Source organism: Paenibacillus sp. LPE1-1-1.1 (genome assembly GCF_040676435.1).
In the GTDB taxonomy this organism is placed as follows: Bacteria; Bacillota; Bacilli; order Paenibacillales; family Paenibacillaceae; genus Pristimantibacillus.
This window is the reverse complement of the sequence record NZ_JBEGHY010000012.1, coordinates 1,251,653-1,274,221: the sequence shown is the minus strand read 5'-3', so window position 1 is coordinate 1,274,221 and position 22,569 is coordinate 1,251,653. Positions and strand designations below refer to the sequence as shown.

The following is a 22,569-nucleotide window of genomic DNA, read 5'->3' as shown; positions in this document are numbered from 1 at the left end:
CGAATCATGATCCCTTTGAATGACAACGATGAAGAGTCTTATCAGACGCAAGGAGCCCTGCTCCTTTGCTCAATGATAAGACTCTTTTTTTTGCGTATTTGCTTCGACTAAAACATGCCCTTGATGTTAGCCACGATGGGATCGAAGCCGCCCGTAACGTCAATGACGTTACCGGTCAAGAAATTCGACTGCTTGTCACAAAGAAAAAGCACTACGCGCGCTACATCCTCGCCTGCACCAGGCCGGCCGATCGGCGATTCGTTGTCGTATTCTTCCTCTACTTCGGCAATCGATCTTTCCTTATTCACGCCGCGAATATCGCCGGGACCGATAAGATTAACCGTAATGCCGTGAGGCGCTTCTTCTACTGCCAAAGATTTCGTAAAGGATACAAGCCCCGTCTTCGCGGCCGCATAAACGGCCCTGTGGGGCCAAGCCCTTGCTTCTCCCGCATGGCCAAAGCCAAAATGGATCACGCGTCCCCATTTGCGTTCACGCATGCCTGGCAGCAAGCGGTGATCAAGCAGCATCACCCCTAATAAGTTGCCATGCAGCAGCCTAATGATGGTCGCCTCGTCATATTCGCTGAACAGCCGCCGCTTGCGAACGAACGGTCCTGCGTTATTAACCAGGATGTCAACGCCGCCTGCCCATTGCTCCGCCGCATTTGCGAGCTTCTCGGCTCCTTCGACGGTCGCGACATCCGCTTGTACCGTAATCGCCTTTACGCCCAGCTGCTCGATCTGTGCCTTAACCTGCTCTGCCTCAAGCTCGCTCTCGTAGTAATTAATGACAACATTACAGCCCTGCTCGGCCAGCTGGATTGCCGTTCGCTTACCGAGTCCTTTCGCGCTGCCTGTTACTAATGCTGTTTTGCCTTTCAGTCCCACGAGTTTTCCCCCCTCGGGTTATGTGTGCTTGTTGCGCATCAATCCGCAAGCGTATTGAAACGTAAGCAGCAGTGATTCCATCGCAAGGTACAAGCCCTGCGTCAAGTCGGCAGATTGCTCCGCCACATTTTCCAATTTGATTTCTTCGCCATACATTCGGCTGCTCTGAATTAAGTCGTCCTGCATCTCCGAGTTCATATAATGAATCTCGGTGTTCCTGCGCTGCCGCAGCCTTGTCATTGACACCTTGTATTTCTCCTTCACTTCATTAAGCTTCCAAGTCAGCTCCGGATGGGCTTTCTTTTCCCTCATATTCCGCAAAACCGTGAAATAAGAAAAATGGGCTTTAACCCGTTCCGTCCGCATATCAAGAAGCTCGTTAAGGAGCGTACCAAGCTTGTCGAGCAAGGAGAAGACGCGGATAAAGGCATTTTTATCGAAGTAGATATAACGATTATAATAGATACGTTCCTCATCTGTCATTTGATTAAGCGAAGAAGAGGTAACTTTATGTTGAAATTGCAGCGTTGCATAGTGGCTTTGCTCAAGCTCATCCAAAGAGGAGCGCAGGCCCAGCGTCCATATTTCGTATTTGCGAAGCTTTTGAACGTCTGCTCCGCCTGCCTTTATTTTCGGTGACAGGAGAGCGACGAACTGGTCCATTAAACGGAAGGTCTCCGCAAGGGTGCCTTCCGCTTCTCTCAAGGGTTGATTAAACATGAAGCGCAGCATCATCGAACAGTCCCTTCATCAAAACTTCTGTTAACTTTAAATTTCAGCTTGCAATAGCAGGCAAACCTGCAAGCGGATAGTCACGTTTGCAGGTTTGCTGATTTGGCTCATGGCTGGAGGGTTGCTCTTATGCACTACCTTCAGCTTGTCCGATATTTGCTTTTTCTCTCCCTCAGCAGCAACAAACCATCATGATCGCTCTTCGCGCAGCCTCCAAGAACGGACTAAAATATCCATAAGTAAGCCGAATAAGCCGGTGACGATTAAATTATGCAAAAGGTTGGTGAACAAAAACCATTCCGAATTCGATATCGTTGCCGTCAGCAGCGCGCCGCTGAAAATTTGAGTAACAACAAGGCCAAGCGTCCAGGCAGCGGGCTTCGTTAAACCGGCCCCGCCTTGGCTGACTTTACGGATGTGCAAGAATAGGCCAGCTAAGCTGATGGCTAACAGCAAGGCTGCTACGCGATGGATGAATACAGCTCCGGTAGCGCCATTGATTTCCGGAACGAACTCTCCGTTGCAAAGCGGCCAGCCTAGACAGCCGCCTCCTGAATCGGTATGCCGTATAAAGGCTCCAAGGTAGACAACGACATAACTGTAAACAGCTGTTGCAAGCACCCGGGGAAATATGGAACGCGGCACTTTAAACACCTCAGGCGGTCCGTTTTTGGCACGGAACGTCCAGATGACGAGCAGCAGCGTCGAAGCAAAAGCAATTAACGAAATTCCGAAGTGAATCGCCATAATGGGCGGTGACTGGGGCCACATAACCGCTGCTGCTCCCATTAAGGCTTGTATAACCGTAAACAGCAAAGCGCCGCCTGCATAAAAAAGCGGCTCCTTAAAGCCGGTTCTATCTTTTCTGAACCGCATAAATATAAAAAGGAAAGCAGCAAAAACAAGAAGTCCCTCAAAGCCGGTAATCAGACGATGTGAATATTCAATCATGGATTCAATCGTATAAGCAGGTATAAATTTCCCATGGCATAAAGGCCAATCATCCCCGCAGCCGCGACCTGAATCCGTATTCGTGACCAGTGCCCCGCCGAGCAGTACAAGAAGCATTCCGATGCACGCAGCAACAGCTAACGCGCGAAAACGCCCGGTTACCATAATAAAATCACCTTATTTCATGTTTTAATAACAGTTCAATTATAGCCATAAAAAAAGGCAAAAGCCATGTTGAAAATGTGACACTTCCGAGTAAAAGCTTGATAAAAATAGGAAAGCCCGCGCCCAGGGAAAATCCCCCTGAAACGCGGACTGACGATTACTTTTGATTCAGCGCATCGCTGACTTGTATCGCACGATTTACGAATTCCTCTATTTCCTCACGGGTCTTGCGCAGCTTGCTTACGAAGCGGATAAGCTCCTGGCTGCCGCGGAAAGCGATAAAGCTCGGAATGCCTAAAATGTTCAGCTCAGAGCACAGATCCGGAAGATCATCGCGATCTAACTCAATGAATGTGACCTTGCCTTCATATTGACGCTCCAAGTCCGGCATGAAGGGATCAATAAAATGACAATCCTTGCACCAGGTTGTTTTGAATACCGCAATCGTAAGTCCCTCGCTGGCTACCGCATCGCGAAACGCTTCATCTGTCGTTAATTTTCTCATGCTGCACCCCTTATCGGTTCTTATTTATTCGTTCACGTAATCCCAGCTAGCTATTAGACTTCCCGATCAAGCGTAAATACTTTCATATCCTCGCCTAAATCCGACCAGCCAATCTTTGCTTTTAATGCTGCAGCCAAATTGCGTGCTGGCACGTATGTTACCCCGTCAATAACAGTCACCGGGAATGACCATTTGGCGGTTTTGCCGTTAACAACTGCGGAATCGCTGCCGTTCTTCAAAACAATCGTTGTATTCGTTGCTTCATCGAATACCTTTAAGCTTTTCGTTTTTTTATCATAAGTCAACACTCCGCCCAGCTGCTCGACCGTATCGCGCAGCGGTATAAGCGTAACGTGGCTGGCAGTGAGGATGACCGGATTATAATAATCGTCAGAATACCATGTAAGATTCTGTTTGTTAATATGCAGCTTGTTTTTCAATAGATCGTAAATCGTAGATTTCTCGTCAAATTGCTTTAACACTTGGTAACCCTGCATCGCGAACAATTTTTCAACCGGGAAATCCTTAGCTGATGCGACCGGAACTTCAGCCTTTACCTGTCCGTTTACATTCCAGGATTCGCTCTCGAATTTAAGGGTGAGGCCTTTAACCGGCAGTACGCCGATTTCCGGATCCAAGCTCGGTACGTACGAAAGCTCGAAAGCCTGCTTGCGGATATCAAGCTTGCTGTCCACGAATACATCTGCTTTTATCGTAAGATTCTTGCTGAAAATTTCATCAAGCGATTCCTGATCCTCTTCCTCAAGCAGCTTCAGCTCATCCTGCAGCTCGGTCAGCATAAGAGCGATGCCGTCCGTTGCTTCCTTAAGCATCTCTGCCGGATCGACAGCATCAAGGCCGCCTTCCTCAAAAGGATTGACCGTACCGGCTGCTTCCCAAATATCTGGGTTGCTTTTCAATACTTCGAATACGCCGGCAACCATTTTATCCAGCCCCGCGCGGTCAGCGATAAGCGCATCTACGTATTTTTTCACCCAAGCCCAAATCTCGGGACCGTTTAAGTCAACATGAACCTTCATCATAGAAGTGGAGGTTCCATTAATGTTCTCATATACCGGCTGCACATCAATGCGTTCCGGGTTCGGCAGGTTATGTATGACATATGTTCCAATCGTATCGATCAGCTGATGGCCAAGTGCCGTCAAAGCTGCATTGTCTAACGCCGGTGCATCTTCAGCTGGAGCCTCCGCCGGTAAGCCGGTCATAACGGCAGCACCAGACATTCCCAGAAGGCTCCCGCTTGTCAGATCAAGCACAAACGGCTGCTTCGCGCCTTCAAGCTCCATGACCGCTAAGGTATCGGACATTTTCAAAGCAAACTTAATGCTTGCGGTATCCCCAAAAATCAAGTTTCCGTCAAAAGAAATATGCGTGTCGTCCTGCGTCTTCACGTTATTCAGCTGCAGCTTTACGTTGGACACAAGCTTCATCATTGCCAAATCTTCTTCAGAGGAGCCCTTATATGCCGCATCATCGAGCAATAGCTTTATCTCTACGGATTGTTTGCTCTCGCTTGAAGTTACCTTCAAGGCATTTTTTAATACCGTATTGAAATCCAAATTAGAAATCGCTTGACAACCGGCCGCAAAAACAAGCGTAAACGCTAATAACAGCATGATCATCTTTCTGGGTCTTGCAAATAAATTTTTCATCCGTTCGTCTCCTTTATAAATGAATTTAGTAGGCCCTTTTTACTGACAAACTCTACTTATTGTACAGGAGACTCTACTTATTGTAAATGTATGGAAAGCGCTAGTTTTGTCGAATTTAGTAGAATCCTGCGGTTTTTCACAGCGAATATTGCCTGATGATTTCTACCTGCTTGTTTGACTTGCTCAAATGAAGTTTCCAGCCGAAAAAACTGCAAAAATCACGTAAAACAATCATTGGCTCTGAAGAATCTGGCCCGATAGAAAACTGGACGCTTCCCGCCTCCTGCCCGTCGATAAATAAGATGCTTATTTTGGTTATTTTTTGCATATTAGTCAACAAAAAAGAGGACGTTCCCTTGTGTGGAAACGTCCTCCCCGATTCAATTATCTAACCTGCTATACCGCTTTCTTGTAAAATGGCTTCAACACTAGGGACAGAATCTTGCGCAGCGGCCCTGGGAACGAGCGTATATCCTCCGGCGTTATGACGCGAAGCGCAGCTAATAAAACGAGATAAAGCCCTCCTACAATGACCGAAGTAACCGCAAAAGCTAAGAAATAGGACATCTTCTCCGCCCATGCATCGGTCCATGCCAATACGGCGTATTCCGCGCCCCAGCCGGCCAAGGCAGGAATCGCGATGGCAGCCATATAAGCCGGCCATTTGCTGCCGAGTATGTTCAAGTTAACTTCCTTATTGATCGTTCGTACATTCAGTATCGTAATAACAATAAAGCAAATCGATGATCCGATAATAAGACCGTATACGCCAAGAAACGGGGCAAGAGCAAGACTTGAAACAATCTTTAAACCGAGCCCGATAAAGGTATGGTACATGGGCTGCTTCGGCTTATTAAGGCCGTAGAGAATCGAGTTGGAAATCATCATCGTAATTTGAAAGATCGCTCCGGCCGTCAGCATAGCGACCGTGTCGCTGCCGCTTGGGCTCATAAATAAAAGACCGGTTACCGAATAGGATGCGACCGTTAGCAGCAATGCAATAGGAACGCCAGTAAAGAAAACAATCCGCATAACGAGCGAGGATTGCCGCTGTACTTCTTGCATGTTCTTCAAGGCATAGGCCGATGAAATGACCGGAATAATCGAAGCGCCAAGCGCGATTGCCAGAATAGGCGGGATGCCGGCGATACCCATCGCTCGGTTTTGATATTCCGCCAGCACTCTTAATGCCGTTTCATGGTTGTAAAAAGCAGTCGTCAGCCTAATAAAAAGCGATTGGTCGAAGAAATAGACAAATTGCACGGTCATAGCCGTCACGACGGCTGCAATCGAGGTTCTGAATATTTCCCGGTAAATCGTACGGAATGGCAGCGGCGAGCCCGCCTTTGCAGCTTTGTCGCTTGTTACGGCCAACGCTTCGGTACGATCCTGCTTTTTGAGCTTTCTCGCAAACCACATCATGACCGAAAACGCGCCGATGCTTCCGAGAACCGAACCAAACGCAACAGCCGCTGCGCCGTATTTATCTCCCCAACCCAAACCCAGCACGATAAAGGCAAGCCCGATACCGCCGATGAGCCGCAGAATTTGTTCCATGATTTGCGAGATGCCGCCGGCGGCCATAATTTGCCTGCCTTGGAAATAACCTCGCATCATCGCAATAATGGGAAACAGAAGCAGTGCGGGTGCTATGGCTTGAAGCGATAAAGCAGAGTCCGGCACCCGCGACAAGCGTTCGTAGGCAGGAGCCAGAACGAACATAGCCGCAGCAAGCAGCAAGCCTGTTGCCGCGCCGAACATTAAAGCGGCCTGATAGATCCGTTTTGCCTCGTCAGGCCTGCCCAGCGCATAGCGCTGCGATATCATTTTGCTAATGGATAAAGGGATACCGCCCGTCGCGATCGTTAACAGTAATAAATAAATGGTATTCGCAGAGTTGAAGGCGGCCTGCCCGACAGATCCCAGCATGTAGTCCAGCGGTATCCGCTGGAATAAGCCTAGGAAACGGACAACCAAGGCAGCAGCCGCAAGAATAATAGTGCCTTTTAGTAAAGAGTCTTTTTTCAGCATGATGGTATTCCGAAGTCTCCCCTATCCTTTATTGCCAATCGGCTCTAGCGGCTGGTGGTTGCCGCGAACCGGAACTGCAGCATGCGATGGAGCCGCCCAGCGTACGCCATTTTGTATAACTTGCAAAACCTGCGGGTTGTAGTAAGTAGGATACGTCTCGTGGCCCGGGCGGAAATAAAAGATTTTGCCTTGGCCGCGGCTGAACGTACAGCCGCTGCGGAACACTTCTCCGCCTTCAAACCAGCTTACGAAGATTAGCTCATCCGGCGCGGGGATGTCAAAATGCTCGCCGTACATTTCTTCATGCTCCAGCGTAATGTATTCCGGCAATCCGGCAGCAATCGGATGCGCCGGGTTAACGACCCAAATCCGTTCCTTCTCACCCGCTTCGCGCCATTTCAAATCGCAGCCTGTGCCCATAAGTTTTTTGAAGATTTTCGAGAAATGGCCGGAGTGCAGCACGATCAAGCCCATGCCTTCCCATACCCGCTGCTGGACGCGTTCAACAACCGCATCGTCTACTTGATCATGTCCCATATGCCCCCACCAGATGAGAACATCCGTATTGGCAAGGCGCTCGGCCGTTAGTCCATGCTCCGGCTCTTCCAGCGTTGCCGTTGCCACTTCGATATCGCCGTTCGCAATGCCTTTGGCCAGCGCTTGATGAATGCCGTCCGGGTATACTTTTTTCACTTCCTCGTGGATCTTCTCATGCAAATACTCATTCCATACCGTTACTTTAATCATCGAATGAATCCCCTTTTCATCGTTTAGAATACGAGCCAAAGCACGAACAACACAATCATCGCCAGCTGCAAAATAAACTTCACGGCTACGCTCGTAAATAACCCGACAACGGAGCCTAGGCCAACCTTGAGCGCCTTATCAAAGCGGGTGCCGATAATCATTTCGCCGATAACGGCACCGGCAAAAGGACCGATGATAAGACCAAGCGCAGGGATAACGAAAGGACCAAAAATAAGACCGATCGTACTGCCGATTACAGAGGCGCGCGAGCCTCCGAACCGTTTGACGCCCCAAGCGCTGACCGCATAATCGGCGACAAACAGTACGACTACAATGATGGTCTGGATGAGCCAGAACCATATTCCGAATTCACTAAAGGAGAAAAACAATCCGTAAACAAAAAACGCTCCGTAAATGGCAAGAGCACCGGGCAAAATCGGATAGATCGCCCCGGCCATACCCACGACAAACAAAATAATAACTAATGTCCAGCCTAAAATATCCATACGTTAATCATCCTTTCATAACGTATCGTTTGATCACTTCTGCAACGCCGTGCTCATTATTGGTCAGGGTAATGAAATCAGCTGCTTCTTTGACTGATTCTTGGGCATTGCCCATGGCCACGCCAAGGCCGGCCTCGCGGATCGCTGCGATATCGTTCAAGCTGTCGCCGACAGCAATGACCTGCGACATTTCAATGTTAAGCAAACCGCAAAGCTCTTGCAAGGCGCTTGCTTTCGACACGCCCAGCGGATTAAGCTCCAAATTCCAGGGCGATGAGTTCGTAATTTCAAGCGCGCCCCAGCTCTGTACCTCGGCCAGCAGCTTTTCCCTGATGCCGTCATCCTCCGTATAATAGCCGAATTTCAGCCAGTGATGCGAAGCATAGTCGTCAGCGGGAGCAATCCATTTTTCTTTGTTGAAAATATCATCGGCCGTATAGGCCCAGAACCATGGCTCGCCGTGAGAAAGCGCCAGTTCATGCAAACGCTGCACGTACACATGGCTTAGATGCGTGCGCTTATGCAGCACATGCGGGCGATGCCAAATCTCGCTCCCGTTGACAGTAATCATAGGTGTCTCCAGCTTTAGCTGCTCCGCAAAGGGCAGCGCGCTCCGAAAGCCGCGGCCGGTAGAGAAGCTGACAATCACGCCGGCATCCAGCGCTTTCTGAATCCACTCCGCATTCTCCGCGCTTATTTCGCTTTGTTCGTTTAGCAGCGTCCCGTCCATATCGAGCGCCAACAATTTATACTCTCCCAATAGTGTGCCTCCTCGTAAATGCCGTTCAAAGATGTAACCCGCTAGTAAATTATTTTAGCACATTTACGTCAGATTCCAAACGATAGACCATAACCTTGCAAATTCTTAATCAATATAAAAAAGAGCAGCTCCCGCGTAATGCGAAAGCATGCTCCTTAGCTTTTAACCCCGTCTTACTCCGCCGTAGTCGTATTCGCCTCGGCCGCCGGCGCTTCCTCTTTGACCGCAGGAGGCTCTTTCAAAAGCATTTCTTGCCCTTTCACCTGCAATATTTCAAGCGCCTCATTAATCGTTTGCTGATCATCCTTTACCTTCTGGAACTCCTGCTGGGTCGCCCCGCTAAATTCGCCCCAGAACGTTTCTGGAAGCTTGTCGAAGTCCTTATAGCTGTTGAAAGTGCTGGGCTTCAAATTATAAAATGCCGCATAGTTGCGTCCTTCGGCATCGGTTATGTATTTGGTGCGGACGGGCATGCCGTTATAGTTATTGGATTTGGATTTTACCCTCGCAAATTCCTCGCCTGTTACATACCGCAAAAATTCCCATGCGGTTTCCATGTTCGGGGATTCCGCTCTAATCGCAAAAAGATTTTGGAAGGAGGTCATATTGGATTGGTCAGGGTACTGCTGTCCTACCGGAACGGTCACCAGATCCCAATTTTTCACGACTTTATCTTTGACCTTTTCGTTTTCGCTTGCCTGCTTTATTTGATTGATATAGTTATTATCGCCGATCGCCATGGCCAGGCGGCCCGATATGAAAGGATCCCGCAGCAGATAATCCTCATACGTTTGCGCCATATTCGATTCTTGATTATTCATGCTCTCGAAAAACAGCGAGTTTGAATCCATTGCGTCCAAAGCAGTCTGGACTGCATTTTTCCATGAATCCGTATTGATCGTCATTTCTTTCTGGGACGCATTCACATAGCTAATGCCTTCGGAAGCGGCAAGCGTGCTCGCCAGCTCGAACAAATCTTCGCTGTAGCCCATTTTCAGGCCATAGATCCGTTCCTTGGCGTCACCCTCGACAGGAAAACGGCGCGCCAGCTGTATGACCTCGTTCCAGCTCATCCGATCGGTCGGATACTCGATTTTGTAATCATCGAACAAATCCTTATTGTAAAAGAGTACCTGGCTGTAAAAGTTAGGCGTCATGCCGAACAGGCTGCCGCCGCCGAGCTCTCTCAAATAATCGATCATGCCGGGAATAAGGCCTTCCGTATCATACTTTTCTTTCTCGATAACCGCATCCAGGTTATAGAGCTTCCCATCCTGTGCCATCTTCTTATATTTCTCGGTGTCCAGCATAAGGAGGTCGGGCTGCTTCTCTTCAATAAACTTGTCAAAGGCGGCCTCGTAGTCCTTTTGTTCCTCCGCGTAGATCCCTTGTGTGGACACAACCTCGATTTCCACATTCGGATATAAAGCGGAGAACACCATGCCGTAATCCTGGAAAAAAGCACCCTCATCGTAATACATGACTTTCAGTGCCGATTGCTGTTCTTTGTCCGATTCCTTATCATCTCCCCCAAAGCTGCATGCCGATAACATAACAGTCATGATGACAAACAGTATTACGAATTTAGACCAAGCCTTCATTTGTAAGTCTCTCTCCTTTTATCTCCTAATAAGTTCCAAATATAGTACGTCCATAACTGGATAAAAGTTGCATATTTGGATCTTATCCTGATAAATAGAAAAAAAGCAGCCAAATTAGGCTGCTCATTTCTCGGTCTATGCTATTTATTTCCCACTTCGGTTAGGCAAGCTTACGCAGCCGAAGCTTCTTGATTACAATGCCGTGAGACGGCGAGAATAAAAAGGCGATGACGAACAATAAGGCAGCCGCGCAAACCATGCAGCCTGCGATCGAAGCATCCAGCATGACCGCTGCTCCATAGCCGATAAAGGTACTGGCTATGCCTGCAGCTACGCTTAAGCCGATCATGATGCCGAGCCGGTCGGTCAGCAAATATGCCGTAGACGCCGGAATGATCAACAAACCGACTACCAATATCGCTCCCACGCTCTCGAAGGAACTGACCGTCGCCATAGACACGAGTCCCATCAACAAGTAATGAAACAACGCTACGGGGATGCCGATGGCTGCCGCAAGGGCAGGATCAAACGCGCAAAGCTTGAATTGCTTATAAAACAAGGCAATAACGGATGTAATAATAAGAAGCGTAAATCCAAGCAGCCATACCGCCTTCGGCCCCATATTGACGCCGCCCAGCTCCCATATATTCCAGTGCACATAAGCAATTTCGCCGTACAAAATCGCATCCTGGTCCAAATGGACCTGACGGGCATATAGGCTGACAAGCACGACTCCGATTGCAAACAATGCCGTGAAAACAACGCCAATGGATGCATCCGATTGAATGCCGCTTTGCTGGAACATTTGAATGAGAAAGGTCGTCAGCAAGCCGCATAACAATGCGGCGAACATCATAAGCAGGGAATCGCGCGAGCCGCTGAGCAAAAACGCGATAACGATGCCGGGCATGACGGAATGGCTGATGGCGTCACCGATCATCGCCATTTTGCGAAGGACAAGAAATACGCCAAGCACCCCGCAGCAGCTCGCTACCAGCGCGCCGGTAAGCAAAATCCAAAAGTCGCTCATAACGCCGCCTCCTTCTTCACATTGCCCTCGAGGAGACGCTCATTGTCGCGGTTAAAGTTATGCTTTACCCTTTGGCGAAGCAGCCGCTTCGCAATCAGGCCGCGCTGCGGTCCAAATAGAATGGAAAAACAGAACAACAGCGTCGCTGCTAGTACGGTTACCGGCCCAGTCGGCAGGTTAGAGACCGAGGCGCTGATCCAAGTCCCGATGGCGCCGCTGACAGCGCCGAATAAGCCGGACAATATAACCATGTAGCCTAAACGATCCGTCCAATACCTGGCTGAGACGGCTGGAGTAATCAGCAGCGCTGCCACAAGCACAACACCGACCGCTTGAATGCCGGATACTACGGCTACCACAATAAGAAACATGAGCAGTTGCTCAAGAAACGCTACCGGATAACCAAGGCCTCTTGCAAAGCCGGGATCAAACGAGATAATTTTGAACTGCTTAAACAGCAAGGTACAAATCGTAATCAACGAAATGCATACCACCGTCATCGTAATCACGTCGGAAGCGATCATTGAAGCGGCCTGCCCGAATAAAAACTTATCCAGACCTGATTGATTGCCATAGTTGCCATGCTGGATTATCGTAAGAAGCACGATGCCTAAGCCAAAAAATCCCGACAATACAATGCCCATCGCCGCATCCTGTTTAAGCTTGGAATTGCGTGTAATATATCCAATGCCGAATGTTGCGACAATTCCCGCCACGCCCGCACCGATTAGAAATAGGCCAATTGATTTGATACCCGTAAGCATAAACGCAATGCAAATTCCCGGGAGCGCCGCATGTGCTAACGTATCGCCCATCAAGCTTTGTTTCCTGAGATAAGAGAAGCATCCGATGACGCCGCTGCTTAAACCAAGCAGGGTGCATCCGAGAAATATCCACTGCATATTCGGATCAGACAGCATTAACCAAATCTTTTCCATCCTACTCACCCTTTCCGTCAAATGGTGACGGGGACTGCAGGCTGCGGTCAAGGAAGGCAAGCCGGCCGCCGTAGGTACGCTGTAATTGCTCCTGCGTGAAAGCTTTTTCTGTCGGCCCAAACGCCTGGAGCTCCACATTCAGCAGAAGAACCGAGTCGAAATAATCCTGTACCGTCGCAAGATCGTGATGTACGACAATCACGGTTTTCCCCTGCAGCTTCAGCTCCTGCAGCAAAGTTATGATCGCTTTCTCCGTCGCGGCATCCACGCCGGCAAAAGGTTCATCCATAAAATAAAGCTTCGCGTCCTGCGCGAGCGCGCGAGCCAGAAATACGCGCTGCTGCTGCCCGCCTGACAGCTGGCTGATTTGTCTGCCTGCGTAGTCAGCCATCCCTACCTTGCTGAGGCATTCCAGTGCAAGTGCCTTATCCTTCGCGCTTGGGCGGCGGAACCAGCCCAAATGTCCATAACGGCCCATAAGCACAACATCCAGCGCATTGGTTGGGAAATCCCAATCGACCGATTCCCGCTGCGGTACATAACCGATCATTTTACGCTGCTGCTTATATGGCTTCCCATAGACGAGCACCTCGCCGCCAATGCTTGGGATGAGTCCAAGAGCCGCCTTCATCAGCGTTGATTTACCGGCTCCGTTCGGACCGATTACACCGATTAGCTCCCCTTCTTTTACTTCAAAGGTTATGCCGCGAAGGACGGGTTTCTTCTGATATGCGACGCTTAGTCCTTTAATGCTTAGCGGCGCTATTGTTGATTTCACGTCTTGCTTAGCTGCTGTTTGAGATTGGCTCATGTTCATCACTCGCTTTCCTTCGTGTATATTCTGCTATTTCAAAGCGGCTACAATCGTATCCACGTTGTGCTTCACCATTCCGATATAGGTTCCTTCTTCCGTTCCCGCGTTGCCCATTGCATCGGAGTAGAGCTCTCCGCCGATTTTCACTTCGTGGCCTAATTGGCGCGCACCTTCGATAACCGATTCAATGGATTTTTTAGGTACGCTGGATTCGATAAAGACCGCTTTAATTTTTTTCTCGACCAAGTAGTCGCGAAGCTTGCTGACATCCTTAGACCCGTACTCAGACATCGTATTCATCCCTTGCAGCCCCGTGACAGTTAACCCGTATGCCTCGCCGAAATAGCCAAAAGCATCATGCGCGGTTACAAGTATGCGGCTAGCCTCGGGGATCGTTGCAATTTGTTCCTTCGCATAGGCATCCAGGTCTTCAAGCTCCTTGATGTAGGCTGCTGCGTTATCTTTATAGTAGTCTGCATGGGCGGCATCCTTCTCGACCAATGTATCGCGGATGACCTCCGTTGCCGAAATCCAAAGCTTTACGTTAAACCAGATATGAGGGTCATGCATGCCTTGGCCCTGCCCCGGCGCGGCGTGCAGCTGATCTTCTGTCAGATACTCGGATACGGCAACCGTCGGCTTGCGTTTCTCCAGGGCTTCAAACATTTCCGCCATCTTTCCTTCTAAGTGCAGTCCGTTATAAAAAATAATATCGGCATCGTCGAGCTTCTTCACATCGCCTTGCGATGCTTTGTACAAATGGGGATCGATTCCCGCTCCCATCAAGCCGCTGACCTCGACGTACTCTCCGCCTACCTGCTGTGCAACGTCCGTAATCATTCCGGTGGTCGCCGTAATGTTGAGCTTGCCGCTGCCGCCGGGCGATCCCTCCTGCCCGCAGGCTGTTATCAACACGGCCGTCACCGTTAAAAATACAATCGTCATGATGAATCTGCGGAGAGCAGAATTCGTTTTAAACGTTTTGCGCATACATATGACCTCCTAAGTCCCTATCTTATTTTATATTCACCATAGTTTGCCCTTATGAATCTTAGTTTGCCTAATGCCTTTTTTTTAATAATACACAAAAATGTTTCACTAGTGCAACATTTATTTTAAAATGGGCTCTCTCCTCAGAAAAAAAAGGCAGGCTGGAGCCATTGCTCCAGCCTGCCGTTCATTATAAATTATGCTTATTCGTTCGTGTTCGTCGTATCCGCGGCAGTATTCCCAGCAGTTGTATCCGCTGCATTTCCCGTATCCGCAGTCTTTTTCTTAGGTACGCCGTACAGGCCGATCTCTTCATTGTAAGCATCGAATATTTGCCGCGCGATCGGGGATGCTCCGTAACTACCGAAGCCGCCGTCAGGCACGACAACGGCTACGGCAAGCTTCGGCTTATCTGCAGGGGCGTATGCGATGAAGACCGCATTTTCCGCCGTGCGCTTCGCCACATCCTGCTCGGATGTACCTGTCTTTCGCCGGTAGGTATAATCAACGCCTTCAAAGCCCTGCGAGCTAACCTTGGACATGCCCGTTTCGATCTCTTTCCAATATTCAGCAGGAAAAGTTACCTCATTCAAAATCTCGGGCGTGTAGCCTTGAACGACATTCCCGTCCGAGTCCTTGATTTGGTTAACGAATTGCGGCTTAAGCCGTTTTCCGTGGTTAGCCAGCATCGCCGCATATTGGGCAAGCTGAAGCGTCGTATAACGTCCTTGCTGACCAAATGAAGCCAAAATGAGCGCTGCTTGCGAACTGTATCTTTCGGCCGAGTCAAAATATTCGATAATCCCTTTCGATTCACCGAGTAGTCCGCTCTCCGTAAGAACGCCTAGCCCGAACTGCTTCATGTATTCATCCCAAATTTCTACGCTGCTCTTTCCGTTAACGGTGCCGCGCCTATAAAGCTTATCTCCGACCATCGCAGCCATGAACGGGTTGGACGAATGCTCAATAGCTTCGGCGCCGTCTATGTTGCCGTACACATGCCGCTGCGAATTTCGAATAAATACCTCATAACCTTTTTTACCGTAGGTGAATACGCCCGTGTCGTCATAATAGCTCGATGTGGTAAATAATTTCTCATTCAGCCCGATCAATACGGACAACGGCTTCATCGTAGAACCGAGCGGAACGATGGAAGAAGGATGCTTCTTTCTTTCTTCCTCCGAGTCGTATTTCCCGTAAACGCTGCGAATCGTCCCGTTTTCCAGTACGTTGGAGAAGTTTTCGTAATCTTGGGAGCTGATTCTGCCTCCAGCCCAAATATTTGAATCGTAGTCCGGCATGCTCGCCATCGCGACGATCTTGCCGGTATCCACTTCCATGGCCACGGCGAAGCCTGTTTTGGCGTATTCCGCGCGCTCATATCTATTGGAGGAGGTCGTTATTTTTTTCAATTGATCCATGATCGCTTGCTCTGTTTTTAGCTGCACGTTTTTATTAATAGTCAAATAAATATCAGAGCCTTTTTGAGGGTTCGTAATTTGCATGGGACCAATAATACGCTCTGCATTGTTAACCGGATACGTCTTCAAGCCGTTTGTTCCGCGCAAAACGTCCTGGTACATGTACTCCAGGCCGTCCATGCCGACATCTTCTTCTTCGAGGTACTGAAGCGTCGCATCTTCTTCCGTCGTTTTTTCCTTATAGAAATCAACCGTCTCGCGAACGCCTTTATACTTCTTCAAATACCCGACCAGCTGGACCGCGATGGAATTGGTATCGTAATTCCGAACGCTTTCCTCCATGATGTCGACGCCTTTAAAGTCCGTGCGATTTTCCATGAAATGGGCGATTTCTTTATTCGTTAAGCCGGATTTGATCCGCCTTGGCGTCGAGATCGTATTCCGTCTAAAGTCCAGATCCATCTGCCGGATAATGTCGTCGACGGTCATCGCTTTCGTAGGATCGCCGTATTCCGTAAAGACCTCCACCAGCTTCGCCGCCATTTCCCTGGCGTTCTCTTTGGCATCCTCCAGCTTAAGCTCCGGCTGTATGCTGAAATACAACGACTGCGTCGAAGTGGAATAAGCGATCGGATAGCCTGTGGAATCATAAATATTGCCCCGTATAGGCGGAATTTTCACGCTGCGCGTCGCCTTATTGATGCCTTCTGCGCTAAGCGTCGGCCCTTCCACGAACTGCAATATGGCCAGACGAACGATCAATACGCTAAACAATGCGAAAGTAATAAAGAAAAATAAGTTCAGGCGAAAAGAAAAATGCCGCCGGTTTATGATTTCCCGCTTTTGCGGATCATCTTGCACGTTGAATCACCTCATATTCTTAAACTAAATCCTCTTCCAAAAATCCGGCTATGCTTCGCGAATATGCGTGTCATCGAAGGCCGGCGGATTAAACCAATCTCCCGCGTTTGCCCATGTGGCATCCAGCGGAATCCAGCCCGATCCGATCCGTACCTCATTCCAAGCATGCGGACCAAAGCCTCCGCGTCCGTCCGCTCCCATTCCCGTTACAACACGCACCTCTAGTCCTGCTGACCTCGCCATTACAGCATACAATCGAGCTATATCTATACATACGCCTTTACGCGTATCAAATGTCTCGGGAGGTGTCTGTTCCTTCCAAATCCCATGCTCCTCGTAATTGCGGGCCTTGTCAAAATCGTAAGCGATTCTTGTACCCAGCCACTCGTAAAGACTCCGCGCTTTCTCTTCATCCGTCTGCGCATCCTTCGTGACATAGAGGGCCGCCTGCTCGATTTCCGCAGGAATGGCGTAATCAATCATTTCATATTTTCGTTGTAAAATTTGCTTAAACTGCGCTTCGACTGCTTTGGTAAAAACCGGCCCTTGACCCTCGAGAACATCTCCCGCAACCGGGCTAAGCCAAGCAGCCGCTTTGTTGTACACCTGCGAATCGGATATTTTATCGACATACCAGCCATTCGGCATAAGAGACACATAAACGAACAAGAAAGCTACGAAAACAAATGACCGCCCAGCGCCATGAACTGCGCCAAGCAGCGCCCCAACCGCACGGCTTGCCTGTTTCTTGCTTCGCAGGCCGTCGGCTGAATCTTCCCTCCCGCGGCTCAGCAGCCCTTGCAATCCGCGTTCTGCCAAAGGTTCCACGAAGGAAGCCAGTGCGCGCAGAAGCAAATAACCGAACAGGAATACGACGCCGTAGCGCAGCAGCGCGAAATCCCGCAGGCTCGTAAGCAGGGTGAACCAAGCTTGCTCCATGCTGCTGAGCTCATGCTCTGGAACCTTTACGCGCGCTGCGAGCCAATGTGCGATGACGGGCGATAATTTATTCGTAAGCTGTGCGGAGAGCACCAAACAAACAATCATGACTATGCCCTCCCAGACAAAAAAGAAAAGGCGCCTCGCAGAACCCGATGCGCCTCTCCTCATCCCTTGAACAAGAGAGCCAAGCAGAAGCAAAAGCACAATGACGGCAACGGGCTCTACTCCATCTAATCGCTCAATCCAGTTAGTCATAAGCATTACCCGTTCTGCTTCGCTTGGTCAATAAAGGTTTGTATCGTGCTGTCAAGCTCCCACTTGCCAAGCTCGGTTCCCCGAAATGAAACAGCTACCTCGTTCTCGCCCGGTACGCCGGTAAGCTCTACATTTTTTGTTTTTACGGTGAAGGTTCCATCCGAGTTGTTCACGAAAGATGCATCCTTTGCCTCGCCTACCATGGCATTAACGGCTTCCTGCTTCACCGTATCCGCTACCTTCGTCCCGATTTCCTTCAGATCATCCATGCTGTAGCCGCTATAAACGACGATGCCAAGTACGATTGCCGCAACGATCGCCCATTTGAGCACGGTTTTCACAATGCGCACAATCATAAATAGTACAACAAGCGCTATAACAAGCATCAGCCAATGGTCTTTAAAAAAAGTCATCCATGTGTCCGTATCATAAGTCGAAAAATCTAAAAAATCCAATTGCATCCCCTCCATTATACCTCGTACAAAATCCCATTACAAAATATTATAACCTACGAAATATAGGGCGTAAACGCTTGCCCTCTTTTTATCCAGACATATCCTGTCCCATTTAAACGTACAAGTATAGAAGCGTGTAATTGGCAAGGAGGGGAAGCCCTGTGAAAACAGCGGTTTGGCTTTATTTATTTTTGTTCGTCGCTTTTTTTGATTTGCATGCGCAGTATCCTATTTTGACGCCTTTTGCGATTTCCTTAGGGGCGGCACCTTCTTTTATCGGACTGATGATGGGCATGTACTCCATTACGCATTTGCCCGGCAATCTAATTGCCGGCTTTGGCGTTGACCGATACGGCAGCAGGTTTTTTATCGTGTTCAGTCTCATGGCAGCGGGCATTGTGCTACTGTTCCAATCGCAGGTTACGAATCCTTGGCAATTGCTTCTGCTCCGCTCCATAAGCGGCTTCGTGCTGGCATTCCTATCGCCCGCATGCCTTTCCTTGCTCGCAAAAATGACGAGCGACCGAACGGAACAAGGGAAGCTCATGGCCGGTAACGGACTGGTTCATACGCTTGCTTCCGTCGTTTCCCCTGCGGCAGGCGCCTACCTCGTTGCAAAAATCGGATTTACGACGGCGTTCACTTTGCTTGGCTGGATTCTCATTGTCACATCCGTTTGCGCTCTCTTCTTTATTAGAGATATCCGCCAAAGTGCCGTACAAGGTGAAACTCCGGTTCCGGCGGAAGCGAAAAAAGAAAAAAGCAAAGAAAAGCTGCCGCTGGAGCTGCCGGTTCCCATACCGTGGCTCGTTTACCTGCTGCCGATTGCGCTTAGCTGCGCGCAGGGCATCTTGTCGTTTGAACTGCCTCTGCTAGCCAAAACGAAGGAAGCGATGATGACGACCGGGCTCCTGTTCTCCGTCGTCAGCATCGGAGCCCTCGTGACGCTGAGCATGCTGTTTTTAAACCGGGTATCCGCCTATCAGCGTACGTTATGGGGCTCGCTTTTTCTTGCCATATTTTATTTCGGGATCGCCTCTCAAGTATCGGCTCCGCTCACTTTAATGCTGCTATTGGTCGGGATGGCCAAAGGGGTGATCCTGCCCGCGCTCTCCACGCTGTTAATCGAGCTCAGCGGCGGCGCGCGCTATGGCCGGACCTTCTCTGTTTTATCGATCGCCTTTTCAGTCGGCGCATTTATCGGACCGATGGCAGCGGGGCAAGTACGCGACTATATTTCTCCTTACTACATCGCATTTCTCGCGCTGATGATCGCTGTAACGCTGCTTCCGCTGCATCGTTCCCGCTCTCTTTCCTCCCGCACCCATTTTTCGTAGGCATGGGTATACGCACAGGGCTAATTACACCCCTCTACATAACATACATTATGGCAAATGACCAGCCGAGACAGCCGGCTCCGGCTGACGGCTATCATCGCTTTTACGCAAAAGAAACGGGGTGACTCATCTATGTCTGGAAATAATGTGGGTGGATTGAACCAAGGTTGCGGACACCACGGCAATTCGAATATCGGCATCATCCTCGTGCTGTTTATCCTGCTCGTAATCATCGCGTGCACTTGCCTATGCTAGATTAGACGAGAACGGCCTGCTGCGAGCAGGCCGTTTGTTGCATCTGCAGCCGCTATCGGTAAAATCGAGAATTGGTGGTAAACTAGGAGTATGGCGCAAAACGCTGCACCGACTTTCGTAATCGAGGTGATTTCAATGGATTTTGTGGATATTGCCATTATCGTAGAAGGTAAAAATGACAAAGCAAGGCTAAAGCGCGTTCTTGATGAACATGTGCCGATCTATTGTACTTTTGGAACGCCTGGCTCCGAGCAGCTGGACAAGCTTCGCAAGCAGGTGGGGCATCATCAAGCGTATATTTTCACCGACAATGATTCCTCCGGAAAACGAATCCGTTTCCTGCTTCGCGATGTTTTTCCGGATGCAGAGCATATTTATACACGCAAAGGCTACTCGGGCGTCGAGCACACCCCTCTTGAATACTTAATCGAGCAATTAGAAAAAGCGGGCCTCGATGCGCATATCCAATATCCTGCGCAGAGTCCCGCTCCCGGTTGGAGCAAAGATGAATTTTAAAGCACTTTGTTTAAATCATCGACGATATCTTCCGCCGTTAAATCTTCCTTGCTGCCGTCAATCCACTTTCGGATTTGCCCGTCCTTGTCCACGATCGTGATGACATTCATATGCGTAAAAGACTTGTCTTCGTTCTTTATTACCGCTACGCCAAAATCCTTAGCCAATTGAAGCGTGCCCGCCTCTTCTTCTCCGCGAAGGAAGCGCCAAGTGTTCGTGTCGGCAAAATGCCGTTTTGCAAAATCGCGTATGACATCCGGCGTATCGCGTTCCGGATCAAACGTGATGGAAATCAGCTCTGCCTCTGTGCCGAGCTTGCCTTCCGCTTCAAGCTGATCCTGTACCTGGGAGAGCAGGAAGGTGGTCGGCGGACATACATCCGGACAGTTCGCAAAATAGAAATAAACGATTCTCGCCTTGCCGTTCGTGGATTGGAGCGAAACCTGCTCACCATCGATATCCGTAAGCTCGAAGGCTGGTGCAGCCATCTCGATGGGAAGCGTCTGCTTCGGCTGCATGCCGTACGTTATAAATAAATAAATGCCCATAGCTGCGCAAAGCGCCAGTACTGCGATCTTGAAGCTGTGCTTCTTCAAAAAAACCACGTAAGTCACCCCTAAACCAATAATTATGATCCCGTTGTATTCAGAATCATAACAACGAATATTACCATTAAGTAGTTAACCGAAATAAGAAAATTCGTTTTTGCCCATTTTTCCGTATCCTTGGCACCCGTGCCGCGCAGCGTATGAACCAGCCACAGGAGACCGCCCAAAACGGAAATAATCAAAAAGTAAATGCCTACGTACCCGTAAGTGTAAAACAAGATGCCGGTCGGCAGCAGCAGCACGATGTAAGGAATCATTTGCAGCTTCGTCCGTTTGATCCCCTTTACGACCGGAAGCAACGGATAGCCGGCTGCCCGGTATTCCTCCACCCTCCGAATCGCAAGCGACCAGAAATGAGCCGGCTGCCAAAGAAACAGCAGTGCGAATAATATCCAAGCTCCTGCATCAATCTCATTCGTAACCGCGCAGTATCCGATAACGGGCGGCATTGCTCCCGAAATCCCTCCGACCGAAGTACTCCACGTGGATGTCCGTTTCAGCCACATCGTGTAGATGACAATGTAAACGAACCACCCAAGCAGGCCAAGCCAACCTGACAAAGGATTAACGAGGATAAACAAGACGGCTAGTCCAGCTATTCCCAAAATAATGCCGTAAAGCAATACCGTCCCTGGCTGCATTCGACCGGTAGGCAGCGCGCGGTCCTTCGTACGCTCCATTTTCAAATCCAATTCCCGGTCCCAATAATTATTAATGACGGTGGCTGACGCGATCGTCAAAGTCGAACCGATAAGCGCCCATATAAGCAATAGGAAATCGATATCCCATTTGGAAGCAACCAAGAAGCCACCCAGCGCAGCAAACACATTCAGTCGAAGTAGCCGCGGTTTTGTCAAAGCAATCAAGTCTTTCAGCACGAAGCGAGCCTCCCGAGTTATGCGACAAGACGCTTGATGCGTCTATCATCCATTGATGAATCGTTTTTAATCATACCGAAAAAAGACCGCGATGACAACGTTCGACGGCTTTGTTCATCATTTTGCCACGCAAATTGTGACAAATCATTTAGTAACCATTTGGATGGGCGCCGAGTACAATGACTATGTAGTTTGATGCCTATTCCAAACCGCGCATCAAACCGTCCTAAAGTAAGCGAAGGGAAGTGAACCGTCAAGTCTATGGCAGTCATTAAAACGAACTCCGAGGACACGAAGATGCTCGCCCGTCTCATGCGGGCCGAGGCAGAGGGCGAAGGCGAACTTGGAATGCTTATGGTCGGCAATGTCGGCGTAAACCGTATTCGCGGCAACTGTCTTGATTTTAAAAACATTCGCTCGATTCCGCAGATGGTCAACCAACGGCCCGGCGGCTTCGAAGCAATAACCAAAGGCTATTTTTACCAAAGCGCCCGCGAAAAAGATATTCGATTGGCGAAGCGGATGATCAACGGCGAGCGTCAGCGTCCGGCTTCCAACGCGCTGTGGTTTTTCCGTCCGGCAGGAAGCTGTCCCCAAACTTGGTGGGACCAGACGCACAGCGGAAGATATAAGGCGCATTGCTTCTACATTCCAAAGCAAGGCGAATGCCCAGCTGTCTATTAATTTCAATTTCTAACGTGTGAAAGC

Annotated in this window: 22 protein-coding genes; 3 read left to right on the top strand and 19 right to left on the bottom strand. The window is 49.4% G+C overall.

Annotation, left to right across the window (positions count from 1 at the left end):
* Nucleotides 1-107 precede the first annotated feature (107 nt).
* From MRBLPE1_RS16175 to MRBLPE1_RS16095, 17 genes are all read right to left on the bottom strand, one after another.
* On the bottom strand, nucleotides 108-884 hold the full coding sequence (locus MRBLPE1_RS16175; protein WP_364147349.1) for an SDR family oxidoreductase: 777 nt from the start codon (nucleotides 882-884) through the stop codon (nucleotides 108-110).
* 24 nt (nucleotides 885-908) lie between these two features.
* A complete protein-coding gene (locus tag MRBLPE1_RS16170) occupies nucleotides 909-1,610 on the bottom strand; it encodes a Cthe_2314 family HEPN domain-containing protein (RefSeq protein ID WP_364146947.1) in 702 nt (233 codons plus the stop codon).
* Nucleotides 1,611-1,811: 201 nt separating this feature from the next.
* Nucleotides 1,812-2,738, bottom strand: a complete 927-nt coding sequence (locus MRBLPE1_RS16165) for a COX15/CtaA family protein (RefSeq protein ID WP_364146945.1) — start codon at nucleotides 2,736-2,738, stop codon at nucleotides 1,812-1,814.
* Between the two features lie 157 nt (nucleotides 2,739-2,895).
* Entirely contained in the window at nucleotides 2,896-3,243 is a 348-nt protein-coding gene (locus MRBLPE1_RS16160) for a thioredoxin family protein (protein ID WP_364146943.1), read from the bottom strand.
* 53 nt (nucleotides 3,244-3,296) lie between these two features.
* Nucleotides 3,297-4,916: a copper amine oxidase N-terminal domain-containing protein gene (locus tag MRBLPE1_RS16155; protein ID WP_364146940.1), complete on the bottom strand. Its 1,620-nt coding sequence runs from the start codon at nucleotides 4,914-4,916 to the stop codon at nucleotides 3,297-3,299.
* Nucleotides 4,917-5,312: 396 nt separating this feature from the next.
* Nucleotides 5,313-6,947: a putative polysaccharide biosynthesis protein gene (locus MRBLPE1_RS16150; RefSeq protein WP_364146937.1), complete on the bottom strand. Its 1,635-nt coding sequence runs from the start codon at nucleotides 6,945-6,947 to the stop codon at nucleotides 5,313-5,315.
* Nucleotides 6,948-6,968: 21 nt separating this feature from the next.
* Nucleotides 6,969-7,694 carry a ThuA domain-containing protein gene (locus MRBLPE1_RS16145; RefSeq protein WP_364146935.1) on the bottom strand — a complete coding sequence of 242 codons (726 nt, stop codon included), beginning with the start codon at nucleotides 7,692-7,694 and terminating at the stop codon, nucleotides 6,969-6,971.
* A gap of 23 nt (nucleotides 7,695-7,717) precedes the next feature.
* Entirely contained in the window at nucleotides 7,718-8,200 is a 483-nt protein-coding gene (locus tag MRBLPE1_RS16140; protein ID WP_364146932.1) for a DUF456 domain-containing protein, read from the bottom strand.
* A 7-nt stretch (nucleotides 8,201-8,207) separates the two neighbouring features.
* Nucleotides 8,208-8,960, bottom strand: a complete 753-nt coding sequence (locus MRBLPE1_RS16135) for a Cof-type HAD-IIB family hydrolase (RefSeq protein ID WP_364146930.1) — start codon at nucleotides 8,958-8,960, stop codon at nucleotides 8,208-8,210.
* 173 nt (nucleotides 8,961-9,133) lie between these two features.
* Complete coding sequence (locus MRBLPE1_RS16130) at nucleotides 9,134-10,561, bottom strand: ABC transporter substrate-binding protein (RefSeq protein WP_364146928.1); 1,428 nt, start codon at nucleotides 10,559-10,561, stop codon at nucleotides 9,134-9,136.
* A gap of 160 nt (nucleotides 10,562-10,721) precedes the next feature.
* Nucleotides 10,722-11,591, bottom strand: a complete 870-nt coding sequence (locus MRBLPE1_RS16125; protein ID WP_364146925.1) for a metal ABC transporter permease — start codon at nucleotides 11,589-11,591, stop codon at nucleotides 10,722-10,724.
* Complete coding sequence (locus tag MRBLPE1_RS16120; RefSeq protein WP_364146922.1) at nucleotides 11,588-12,529, bottom strand: metal ABC transporter permease; 942 nt, start codon at nucleotides 12,527-12,529, stop codon at nucleotides 11,588-11,590. The genes MRBLPE1_RS16125 and MRBLPE1_RS16120 overlap by 4 nt, the downstream gene beginning before the upstream one ends.
* 1 nt (nucleotide 12,530) lies before the next feature.
* On the bottom strand, nucleotides 12,531-13,340 hold the full coding sequence (locus tag MRBLPE1_RS16115) for a metal ABC transporter ATP-binding protein (protein ID WP_414698877.1): 810 nt from the start codon (nucleotides 13,338-13,340) through the stop codon (nucleotides 12,531-12,533).
* A 33-nt stretch (nucleotides 13,341-13,373) separates the two neighbouring features.
* Entirely contained in the window at nucleotides 13,374-14,333 is a 960-nt protein-coding gene (locus tag MRBLPE1_RS16110) for a metal ABC transporter solute-binding protein, Zn/Mn family (protein ID WP_364146919.1), read from the bottom strand.
* Nucleotides 14,334-14,536: 203 nt separating this feature from the next.
* On the bottom strand, nucleotides 14,537-16,615 hold the full coding sequence (locus tag MRBLPE1_RS16105) for a peptidoglycan D,D-transpeptidase FtsI family protein (protein WP_364146917.1): 2,079 nt from the start codon (nucleotides 16,613-16,615) through the stop codon (nucleotides 14,537-14,539).
* A gap of 48 nt (nucleotides 16,616-16,663) precedes the next feature.
* Complete coding sequence (locus MRBLPE1_RS16100) at nucleotides 16,664-17,812, bottom strand: transglutaminase-like domain-containing protein (RefSeq protein WP_364146916.1); 1,149 nt, start codon at nucleotides 17,810-17,812, stop codon at nucleotides 16,664-16,666.
* Between the two features lie 5 nt (nucleotides 17,813-17,817).
* Nucleotides 17,818-18,267 carry a hypothetical protein gene (locus MRBLPE1_RS16095; protein WP_364146914.1) on the bottom strand — a complete coding sequence of 150 codons (450 nt, stop codon included), beginning with the start codon at nucleotides 18,265-18,267 and terminating at the stop codon, nucleotides 17,818-17,820.
* 161 nt (nucleotides 18,268-18,428) lie between these two features.
* Here MRBLPE1_RS16095 and MRBLPE1_RS16090 point away from each other — a divergent pair, with 161 nt between their 5' ends.
* Both MRBLPE1_RS16090 and MRBLPE1_RS16085 read left to right on the top strand, forming a co-directional pair.
* Entirely contained in the window at nucleotides 18,429-19,604 is a 1,176-nt protein-coding gene (locus MRBLPE1_RS16090; protein WP_364146912.1) for an MFS transporter, read from the top strand.
* 399 nt (nucleotides 19,605-20,003) lie between these two features.
* Nucleotides 20,004-20,375, top strand: coding sequence for a toprim domain-containing protein (locus MRBLPE1_RS16085; protein WP_414698890.1), 372 nt, complete (start codon nucleotides 20,004-20,006; stop codon nucleotides 20,373-20,375).
* Here MRBLPE1_RS16085 and MRBLPE1_RS16080 read toward each other — a convergent pair.
* Both MRBLPE1_RS16080 and cyoE read right to left on the bottom strand, forming a co-directional pair.
* The gene (locus MRBLPE1_RS16080) at nucleotides 20,372-20,980 is read right to left on the bottom strand and encodes an SCO family protein (RefSeq protein ID WP_364146907.1); all 609 of its coding nucleotides are present in this window, start codon (nucleotides 20,978-20,980) and stop codon (nucleotides 20,372-20,374) included. The genes MRBLPE1_RS16085 and MRBLPE1_RS16080 overlap by 4 nt on opposite strands.
* A gap of 23 nt (nucleotides 20,981-21,003) precedes the next feature.
* A complete protein-coding gene (gene cyoE, locus MRBLPE1_RS16075) occupies nucleotides 21,004-21,882 on the bottom strand; it encodes a heme o synthase (RefSeq protein ID WP_364147346.1) in 879 nt (292 codons plus the stop codon).
* 240 nt (nucleotides 21,883-22,122) lie between these two features.
* Here cyoE and MRBLPE1_RS16070 point away from each other — a divergent pair, with 240 nt between their 5' ends.
* The gene (locus MRBLPE1_RS16070) at nucleotides 22,123-22,545 is read left to right on the top strand and encodes a cell wall hydrolase (protein ID WP_364146906.1); all 423 of its coding nucleotides are present in this window, start codon (nucleotides 22,123-22,125) and stop codon (nucleotides 22,543-22,545) included.
* Nucleotides 22,546-22,569 lie beyond the last annotated feature (24 nt).

Bases quoted from the DNA above. Each gene is read 5' to 3' on its own strand.
- MRBLPE1_RS16165 (WP_364146945.1), bottom strand. From the start codon at position 2,738: ATGGTAACCGGGCGTTTTCGCGCGTTAGCTGTTGCTGCGTGCATCGGA.
- MRBLPE1_RS16160 (WP_364146943.1), bottom strand. From the start codon at position 3,243: ATGAGAAAATTAACGACAGATGAAGCGTTTCGCGATGCGGTAGCCAGC.
- MRBLPE1_RS16150 (WP_364146937.1), bottom strand. From the start codon at position 6,947: ATGCTGAAAAAAGACTCTTTACTAAAAGGCACTATTATTCTTGCGGCT.
- MRBLPE1_RS16110 (WP_364146919.1), bottom strand. From the start codon at position 14,333: ATGCGCAAAACGTTTAAAACGAATTCTGCTCTCCGCAGATTCATCATG.
- MRBLPE1_RS16140 (WP_364146932.1), bottom strand. From the start codon at position 8,200: ATGGATATTTTAGGCTGGACATTAGTTATTATTTTGTTTGTCGTGGGT.
- MRBLPE1_RS16145 (WP_364146935.1), bottom strand. From the start codon at position 7,694: ATGATTAAAGTAACGGTATGGAATGAGTATTTGCATGAGAAGATCCAC.
- MRBLPE1_RS16155 (WP_364146940.1), bottom strand. From the start codon at position 4,916: ATGAAAAATTTATTTGCAAGACCCAGAAAGATGATCATGCTGTTATTA.
- MRBLPE1_RS16115 (WP_414698877.1), bottom strand. From the start codon at position 13,340: ATGAGCCAATCTCAAACAGCAGCTAAGCAAGACGTGAAATCAACAATA.
- MRBLPE1_RS16130 (WP_364146928.1), bottom strand. From the start codon at position 10,561: ATGAAGGCTTGGTCTAAATTCGTAATACTGTTTGTCATCATGACTGTT.
- MRBLPE1_RS16170 (WP_364146947.1), bottom strand. From the start codon at position 1,610: ATGTTTAATCAACCCTTGAGAGAAGCGGAAGGCACCCTTGCGGAGACC.
- MRBLPE1_RS16125 (WP_364146925.1), bottom strand. From the start codon at position 11,591: ATGAGCGACTTTTGGATTTTGCTTACCGGCGCGCTGGTAGCGAGCTGC.
- MRBLPE1_RS16100 (WP_364146916.1), bottom strand. From the start codon at position 17,812: ATGACTAACTGGATTGAGCGATTAGATGGAGTAGAGCCCGTTGCCGTC.
- MRBLPE1_RS16120 (WP_364146922.1), bottom strand. From the start codon at position 12,529: ATGGAAAAGATTTGGTTAATGCTGTCTGATCCGAATATGCAGTGGATA.
- MRBLPE1_RS16070 (WP_364146906.1), top strand. From the start codon at position 22,123: ATGGCAGTCATTAAAACGAACTCCGAGGACACGAAGATGCTCGCCCGT.